Annotated in this window: 8 protein-coding genes; 6 read left to right on the top strand and 2 right to left on the bottom strand. The window is 76.0% G+C overall.

Annotated features, from left to right (window positions below; genetic code table 11):
• Together ABD317_RS30345 and ABD317_RS30340 are read right to left on the bottom strand one after the other, a co-directional pair.
• Positions 1–540, bottom strand: a 540-nt coding sequence (locus tag ABD317_RS30345; RefSeq protein ID WP_344294008.1) for a TerD family protein, incomplete at its 3' end; no start/stop codon positions are given.
• Positions 541–556: 16 nt separating this feature from the next.
• The gene (locus tag ABD317_RS30340) at positions 557–1,513 is read right to left on the bottom strand and encodes a DMT family transporter (RefSeq protein ID WP_344294006.1); all 957 of its coding nucleotides are present in this window, start codon (positions 1,511–1,513) and stop codon (positions 557–559) included.
• Between the two features lie 88 nt (positions 1,514–1,601).
• On the opposite strand from ABD317_RS30340, the gene ABD317_RS30335 reads away from it, so the two are divergent.
• The 6 genes from ABD317_RS30335 (at position 1,602) to ABD317_RS30310 (ending at position 7,911) form a co-directional block, all read left to right on the top strand.
• The gene (locus ABD317_RS30335) at positions 1,602–2,210 is read left to right on the top strand and encodes a TetR/AcrR family transcriptional regulator (protein WP_344294004.1); all 609 of its coding nucleotides are present in this window, start codon (positions 1,602–1,604) and stop codon (positions 2,208–2,210) included.
• Between the two features lie 116 nt (positions 2,211–2,326).
• Positions 2,327–2,959 carry a GntR family transcriptional regulator gene (locus tag ABD317_RS30330; protein WP_344294002.1) on the top strand — a complete coding sequence of 211 codons (633 nt, stop codon included), beginning with the start codon at positions 2,327–2,329 and terminating at the stop codon, positions 2,957–2,959.
• 101 nt (positions 2,960–3,060) lie between these two features.
• Entirely contained in the window at positions 3,061–3,957 is an 897-nt protein-coding gene (locus tag ABD317_RS30325; RefSeq protein ID WP_344294010.1) for a dihydrodipicolinate synthase family protein, read from the top strand.
• The gene (araD, locus tag ABD317_RS30320) at positions 3,954–5,702 is read left to right on the top strand and encodes an L-arabinonate dehydratase (protein WP_344294000.1); all 1,749 of its coding nucleotides are present in this window, start codon (positions 3,954–3,956) and stop codon (positions 5,700–5,702) included. The genes ABD317_RS30325 and araD overlap by 4 nt, the downstream gene beginning before the upstream one ends.
• A 161-nt stretch (positions 5,703–5,863) precedes the next feature.
• The gene (locus ABD317_RS30315; RefSeq protein WP_027753526.1) at positions 5,864–7,048 is read left to right on the top strand and encodes a Gfo/Idh/MocA family oxidoreductase; all 1,185 of its coding nucleotides are present in this window, start codon (positions 5,864–5,866) and stop codon (positions 7,046–7,048) included.
• Entirely contained in the window at positions 7,045–7,911 is an 867-nt protein-coding gene (locus ABD317_RS30310; protein WP_344293997.1) for a DUF6807 domain-containing protein, read from the top strand. The genes ABD317_RS30315 and ABD317_RS30310 overlap by 4 nt, the downstream gene beginning before the upstream one ends.
• Positions 7,912–7,934 lie beyond the last annotated feature (23 nt).

Raw genomic sequence — 7,934 nt, 5'->3', positions numbered from 1 at the left:
CTGCGGGGCGGCCGGCGCGGCCGGCGCGGCGGGCGCGGCCTGGGCGGGCGCGGGCGCCGGCTCGTCGACGCTGACGCCGAAGTCGGTGGCGATGCCCGCGAGCCCGTTCGCGTACCCCTGGCCCACGGCGCGCACCTTCCACGCGCCGCCGCGCCGGTAGACCTCGACCACGACGAGGGCCGTCTCGGTGGACAGCTGCGGCGGCGTGAACGTGGCGACCACGGCTCCGCCGTCGGCGTCCCGCACCGTGGCGGTCGGCTCGGTCCCGGAGAACGTGCCGTTGTCCAGGCTGGCGGTGACCACGACCTTGTCGATGTCCGCGGGGACGGCCGCGGTGTCCACCGTGATGGTGTCGGCCGCGCCGGTCGACTGGTGCGTCACTCCGGGGCCCGAGGGCTGGTTGTAGAAGACGAAGTCGTCGTCGGAGCGCACCTTGCCGGCGGTGGTGAGCAGGAGGCCCGAGACGTCGAGCCGCACCGGCGCGGTGACGTCCACGGCCACCCGGGCGGCGCTGAGCGGTAGGTTCGAGCCAGGGGTCATCGCAGTCATGCCCCGGCTAACGAACGGCCCCGGTCCGCGGTTCCTCCCGCGTCCGCCGGAAGGGGATCGTCCGTGAGCTGGTACGCCCCGCGCCGCCGGCCGCCCGCGCCCCGGTTTCGGTGCGCAGCGTCGCCGCCGCCACCCCCGCCGCCGCGACGCCCATTCCGGCCACCGCCGCGGGACCGGGCGCCTCGCCGAACATCGCGTACGCCCAGAGCGCCGTGACGGGCGGCGTCAGATACATCAGCGCGCTGGTCCGGGTGACGCCGCTGCGCCGCAGGCTCAGCCAGTAGAAGCCGTACCCGCCGGCCGTGGACAGCGCCACCACCCACGCCACCGCCAGCCAGAAGCCGGCGCCCGCGGGCGGCGTGCCGCGCCCGCCGGCCAGCGCGACCGCGCCGAAGAGAACGGCGCTCACCAGCACGTGCACGGGCACCGCGTCCGCGGGCGGCAGCGGGGCGCGGGCCCGGCGCTCCAGGAAGCTGGCGCCGAGGAGCGCGGCCATGCCGGCGAAGGGGAGCCCGTACGCCCACGGCGGGGCCGCGCCGGTGCCGCCGAGGTCGTCCCGCACCACGAGGGCCACGCCCGCGAGCCCCACCGCAAGACCCGCCCACTGCCGCCGGGTGACGGTCCCGCCGAGCAGCGGCCCGGCCAGCGCACCGGCGGCCAGCGGCTGCAGCGCGGCGATCAGCGCGGCGCTGCCGGCGGGGACGCCGAGGCCCACGGCCCAGACGATGGCGCCCAGGTAGCCGCCCTGCGACAGGGCGCCGATCGCGGCCTGCTCGGCCAGCGCCCGGCGCGGGAGGCGGCGCCGGCGCAGCAGCAGCCAGCCGCCGCCGAACAGCGCCGCCGCGGCCAGGAACCGCCACATCAGCAGGGTGTCCGCCGCGGCCTCGCGGGTGCCCAGCTCGGCGCCGATGAAGCCGGAGCTCCAGAAGGCGACGAGACCGGCCGAGACAACCGTTGCACCCATGCTGACCTCCGAAAGTAAACCGATCTGTTTACTGTTCTCGCCAGTGTACTAAACAGGTCGGTATACTCCTGGGTGGAGGTGGTCGGAGATGACGACGCAGGCGACGCAGACGGTGCGGCCGCGGCTCACGCCCGCGGCGCGGCGGATCCTGGACGCCGCGGAGACCCTGTTCTACAACCGCGGGATCACCGCCGTCGGCGTGGACCTGATCGCCCGCCGGGCCGGCGTGACGAAGAAGACGATCTACGACCGCTACGGCTCCAAAGACGCCCTCGTCGCCGCCTACCTGCACCGCCGTGACGAGCGCTGGCGCACCTGGCTGCCCGCCGAGGTCGAGCGCACCGCCGCCGGCGGCTCCGCCCGCGACCGGATCCTCGCCACCTTCGACGCGCTCGCCACCTGGATGGACGGGCAGTCGCCGCGCGGCTGCAGCTTCGTCAACGCCGCCGCCGAGCTGACCGACCCCGGGCACGAGGGGCGCCGGGTCATCGCCGACCAGAAGCACTGGCTGCGCGGCTACCTGCGCGAGCTGTGCGTGCGGGCCGGCGCCGCCGACCCCGGACTGCTCGCCGACGAGCTGCTGCTCATCCACGAGGGCGCGACCGTGCTCTACGGGCTGTCCGCCGTGCCCGACCCCGTCACCGTCTCCCGGCGGCTCGCGGAGGCCGCGCTGCTGCGCGCCGGCTGCACCGCCTGACCGCGCAAGTCATGCCGCCGTACCCATTGACGAACTCTCCGGGCCCGTCTTACCTTCAGCGCGTCGTACTTCGTACGTCATATATGAGACGCGATACCTGAGATCTGAGGGCAGTCATGACCTTCGCTCCCGGCCCGATCCCCTCCCGCACGCAGTACGTGCAGGAAGCGATCAAACACGCCGTCCTCACCGGCAAGCTCACCCCAGGGCAGCCGCTCGTCGAGGCCGACCTCGCCGCGCAGTTCGGGGTCTCCAAGACGCCGGTGCGCGAGGCGCTCAAGACGCTGGCCGGCTCCGGTCTGGTGGTGATGAGCCAGTACAAGGGCGTCACCGTGCGCACCGTGGACGCCACCATGGCCCGCGAGGTCTACGACGTGCGGCTGCTGCTCGAACCCGAGGCGCTGCGCCGCACCGTCGCGCTCGAAGCGTCGCTCCAGACCGCCGCGGAGGCGCTGGAGCGCGCCGAGTCCGCGCCCGACGCCGCCGACCGCAGCCTCGCCAACCGCGACTTCCACCGCGCCCTGTACCTGTCCTGCGGCAACCCGCTGCTCAGCCGCATGCTCGACGACCTCCGCGACCAGGCCGCGCTGGTCTCCACCGTCGCCTGGTCGGCCAACCCCTCCTGGGAGCGGGAGGCCGGCGAGCACCGGGAGATCCTCCGGCTCGCCACCGCCGGCGACGCCGAGGCGGCGGGCGCCGCGCTGCACGACCACATCGCGTCCTTCCTCGCCCGGGCGTTCCCCGCATGACGCCCGGCGAGAGCCCCGCAGGCGGCGCCCCCGCCCGGCCCGCCGACGGCCCCCGCACCCGCGGCGGCGCCCCCGCCGACACCGACAGGAAGGCCGGTCCCATGGACCACCTCAGGCCCGCGCTCGCCGAGGCCGTCGCCATCCCCGTCACGCCCTTCGACGCCGCCGGCGACATCGCCGCGGACACGTACCGCGCGCTGCTGCGCCGCCTCCTCGACGCCGGCGTACGGACCGTCACCCCCAACGGCAACACCGGCGAGTACTACTCCCTCGGCCCCGACGAGCGCCGCCGCGTCACCGAGCTGACGCTCGCGGAGGTCGGCGGCGAGGCCACCGTCATCGTCGGCGTCGGGCACGACCTGCCGACCGCCGTCGCGTCGGCCCGGCACGCCCGGGAGGCGGGCGCCGAGATGGTGATGGTGCACCAGCCCGTGCACCCGTACGTCTCGCAGAGCGGCTGGGTCGACTACCACCGGGCCATCGCCGAGGCCGTGCCCGGGCTCGGCGTCGTGCCGTACATCCGCAGCGACCGGCTCGACGGGACCCGGCTGGCCCGGCTCGGCGAGCTGTGCCCCAACGTCGTCGGCGTGAAGTACTCCGTCCCCGACGCCGCCCGCTTCGCCGCCTTCGCGCACGACGCCGGCCGGGAGCGGTTCGTCTGGGTCGCCGGGCTCGCCGAGCTGTACGCGCCCGCCTACTGGGCCTGCGGCGCCACCGGCTTCACCTCCGGCCTGGTCAACGTCGCGCCCAAGGTCTCGCTCGCGATGCTGGAGGCGCTGCGCACCGCCGACTACCCCGCCGCCATGCGGGTCTGGGAGCAGGTACGCGCGTTCGAGGAGCTGCGCGCCGCCGACGCCTCCGCCGACAACGTCTCCGTCGTCAAGGAGGCCCTGGCCGCGCTGGGCCTGGCCCGCCGCGACGTGCGCCCGCCGGGCCGGCTGCTGCCGGAGCCGGTGCGCGAGCGGGTGGCGCAGCTCGTACGGGGGTGGGGCATATGAGCGCCGCCGCCGGCGAAGCGCCCCGGGACGCGACCGCGCTGCGCAGCCACCGCTGGTACGGGGACGGGATCGCCGCCGGACTGCGCTCCTTCAGCCACCGCGCCCGCACCCGGCAGCTCGGCTACCTGCCCGAGGAGCACCTCGGCAAACCGGTCGTCGCGATCCTCAACACCTGGTCCGACATCAACCCCTGCCACTCCCACCTGCGTGAGCGCGCCCAGGCCGTCAAGCGCGGGGTGTGGCAGGCCGGCGGCTTCCCGCTGGAGTTCCCCGTCGCCACGCTGTCGGAGACCTTCCAGAAGCCCACGCCCATGCTCTACCGCAACCTCCTCGCCATGGAGACCGAGGAGCTGCTGCGCTCGTACCCGGTCGACGGCGCGGTGCTCATGGGCGGCTGCGACAAGACCACCCCCGCGCTGCTCATGGGCGCCGCCAGCGCCGGCCTGCCCGCGCTCTTCGTTCCGTCGGGCCCGATGCTGCCCGGCCGCTGGCGCGACGAGGTCCTCGGCTCCGGCACGGACATGTGGAAGTACTGGGACGACCACCGCGCCGGGCTCATCGGCGACTGCGAGCTGGCGGAGCTGGAGTGCGGGCTCGCCCGCTCGCCCGGCCACTGCATGACCATGGGCACCGCCGCCACCATGACCGCCGCCGCCGAGGTGCTCGGCATGACCCTGCCCGGCGCCTCCTCGATCCCCGCCGTCGACTCCGGGCACGAGCGGATGGCCGCCGCGGCCGGCGCGCGGATCACCGGGATGGTGTGGGAGGACCTGACCCCCGGGAAGATCCTCACCCGCGAGGCGTACGAGGACGCCGTCGCCACCGTCCTCGCCCTCGGCGGCTCCACCAACGCCGTCATCCACCTCATCGCCATGGCCGGCCGCTCCCGCGTCCCCCTGGCCGCCGCCGACTTCGACCGGATCGCGCGCACCGTGCCGGTGCTCGCCGACGTCCGCCCCGGCGGCCGGTTCCTCATGCAGGACTTCCACTTCGCCGGCGGGCTGCCCGCGCTGCTGTCCCGCCTCACCGACGTGCTGCACCTCGACCGCCCCACGGTCGCCGGCACCCTGCGCGAGCGGCTCGACGGCGTCCGGGTGCACGACGAGGAGGTGATCAGGCCCCGCGACCGGCCCGTCGCCGCCGAGGGCGGCGTGGCCGTGCTGCGCGGCAACCTGTGCCCGGACGGCGCCGTCATCAAGCACGTCGCCGCCGAGCCCCGGCTCCTGGCGCACACCGGACCCGCCGCGGTCTTCGACGACTACCGGGAGCTGCAGCGCACCATCGACGACCCCGCCCTCGCGCTCACCGCCGACCACGTGCTGGTGCTGCGCAACGCGGGCCCGCTGGGCGGCCCCGGCATGCCGGAGTACGGGATGCTGCCGATCCCCGCGTACCTCCTCAAGAAGGGCGTACGCGACATGGTGCGGATCTCCGACGCCCGGATGAGCGGCACGAGTTACGGCGCCTGCGTGCTGCACGTCGCGCCCGAGTCGTACGTCGGCGGGCCGCTGGCCCTCGTCCGGAACGGCGACCTCGTCACCCTCGACGTCGCCGCGCGCACCCTCCGGCTGGAGGTCGACGACGCGGAGCTGGCCCGCCGCCGCGCCGCCTGGACGCCGCCGCCCCCGCGCTACGAACGCGGCTACGGCGCCCTGTACGCCGACCAGATCACGCAGGCCGACACCGGCTGCGACTTCGCCTTCCTGGCCCGTACCGGCCGGGTGCCCGAGCCCTACGCGGGCTGACCGCGCACGACCCGACCCGCCCGCCCTCCGCCCGACCGACCTGTCCGACCCACCGACCAACGTTATCGAAGCGCTTCGACGGCACCGTTAGGAGCAGACATGGCCCAAGCCGTGGCGCGGCCGCCCGGAGTCACCGGCTTCAGCCCGAGGGCGGTGCAGGGATGACCCGCCGGAACGGATCCCGGACGCCCGCTCCCGTGCCCGTCGTGCTGGCCGGCGCCCGCGGGCACGGCCGCAAGCATCTGGAGAACATCCGCAGGCTGCAGCGGGCGGGCCTGGTCGAGCTGGCCGGCGTCTGCGAGACGCGGCCGCTGTCGAGCGCGGAGTTCGCCGGCGAACCGGTCGCGCAGGACGCCGACTTCGCCACGCTGCTGGAGCGTACCGGCGCCCGGCTGGCCGTCGTCTCCACGCCGATCCCCACCCACACCGACTTCGCCGTGGTCGCCGCCGCGCACGGCGTGCACCTGCTGCTGGAGAAGCCGCCCGCGCCGTCGTTCGCGCTGTACGAGCGCATCGAGGCCGCCTGCAGCTCCGCCGGCGTTGCCTGCCAGATCGGCTTCCAGTCGCTCGGCTCGCACGCGGTGCCCGCCGTCCGTGCGCTCGTCGCCGAAGGCGCCGTCGGCGCGGTACGGGGCATCGGCGCCGCCGGCGCGTGGGTGCGCGACGAGGCGTACTTCCGGCGCGCGCCCTGGACCGGGCGGCGCCGCCTCGATGGCGTCGACGTGGTCGACGGCGTGCTCACCAACCCGCTCGCGCACGCCGTCGCCACCGCGCTCGCCCTCGACGGCACGGTGCGGGCCGCCGACGTCACCGGCATCGAGCTGGAGCTGTACCGCGCGCACGACATCGAGGCCGACGACACCTCCGGCGTCCGGCTGACCACCGCCCGCGGCACCGAGGTCGTCGGCGCCGTCACGCTGTGCGCCGAGCGCGCGGCCGACCCGTACGTGATGGTGCACGGCGCCGCCGGCCGGATCACCTTCTGGTACAAGGAGGACCGCGTCCTGCTCCAGCGCGCCGGGCACGGCCCGGAGGAGATCACGTACCGCAGGACCGACCTCCTCGGCAACCTCCTCGACCACCTCCGCGACGGCACCCCGCTGCTCGCGCCCGTCGCCGCCTGCGGCGCGTTCATGCGGGTGGTCGAGGCCGTACGCACCGCCCCCGACCCCGTGCCGCTGCCCCCCGCCGCCTGGCGCACCGAGCCCGCCGCCGCCGGCCCGCCGGCCGTCCGCCGCGTGGTACCCGGCGTCGACGCGCTCGTCGCCGCCGGCGCGGAGCGGCTGGCCCTCTACTCCGAACTCGGCGCCCCCTGGGCCGCCGGCAGCGAGGTGAGCCGCACATGACCGTCCCCTCCCCCCACCGGTCCGGCACCGACACCGCCACCCTGCTGCGCTGCGCCGGCCGCAGCGTCGGCCGCTACGTGCACCGCCCGCGCCTCGACCCCCGGCTGTCGCCCCGCCCGTACCTGCACCCGCTCACCACACTGGCCGGGGTGCCGGTCACCGAGCTGACGCCCGACGACCACCCGCACCACCTCGGCGTCAGCATCGCCGTCCCCGACGTCGCGGGCGGCAACTTCTGGGGCGGGCGCACCTTCGTCCGCGGCCGGGGCCCCGTCGAGCTGGACAACCACGGCGAGCAGCGGCACGCCGGCTGGCTGCTGCGCGACCCGGACGGCTTCGTCGAGGAGCTGAGCTGGTACGCGGCCGGCGCGGAGGTGCTGCGCGAGCGCCGGGCCGTCGCCGTCGCCCCGGCGGGCGGCGCGGCGTGGGCGCTGGGCGTGTCGTTCGCGCTGACCAACGTCTCCGGCGCGCCGGTCTCGTTCGGCAGCCCCGCCACCAACGGCCGCCCCGGCGCGGGCTACGGCGGCTTCTTCTGGCGGGCGCCGCGGACGGAGCGCCCGCCGCGGGTGTTCACCGCGGCCGCCGAGGGCGAGGAGGCGGTGCACGGGCGGCCGGCGCGCTGGCTGGCGCTGGCGTCGGACGACTGGACGCTGGTCTTCTCCGGCGCCACCGACCGTACGCGCCGCGACCCCTGGTTCGTACGGGCCCGGGAGTACCCCGGGGTCGGCTCCGCCCTGGCCTGGTCCGAACGGGTGCCGCTGGCGCCGGGGGCGAGCCTCACGCGGCGGGTCGTCACGGCGGTGGCCGACGGCCGGCTCGACCACGCCGCGGCGGCGGCGCGGGCGCGGCGGGCGGTGGCCTGAGGGGGCGCCGCGCAGCCCGGGGC

Source organism: Streptomyces synnematoformans, from assembly GCF_039531005.1.
Taxonomy (GTDB): Bacteria; Actinomycetota; Actinomycetes; order Streptomycetales; family Streptomycetaceae; genus Streptomyces; species Streptomyces synnematoformans.
The sequence above is the reverse complement of the archived record's forward strand: the minus strand, read 5'-3'. Positions and strand labels throughout refer to the sequence as shown.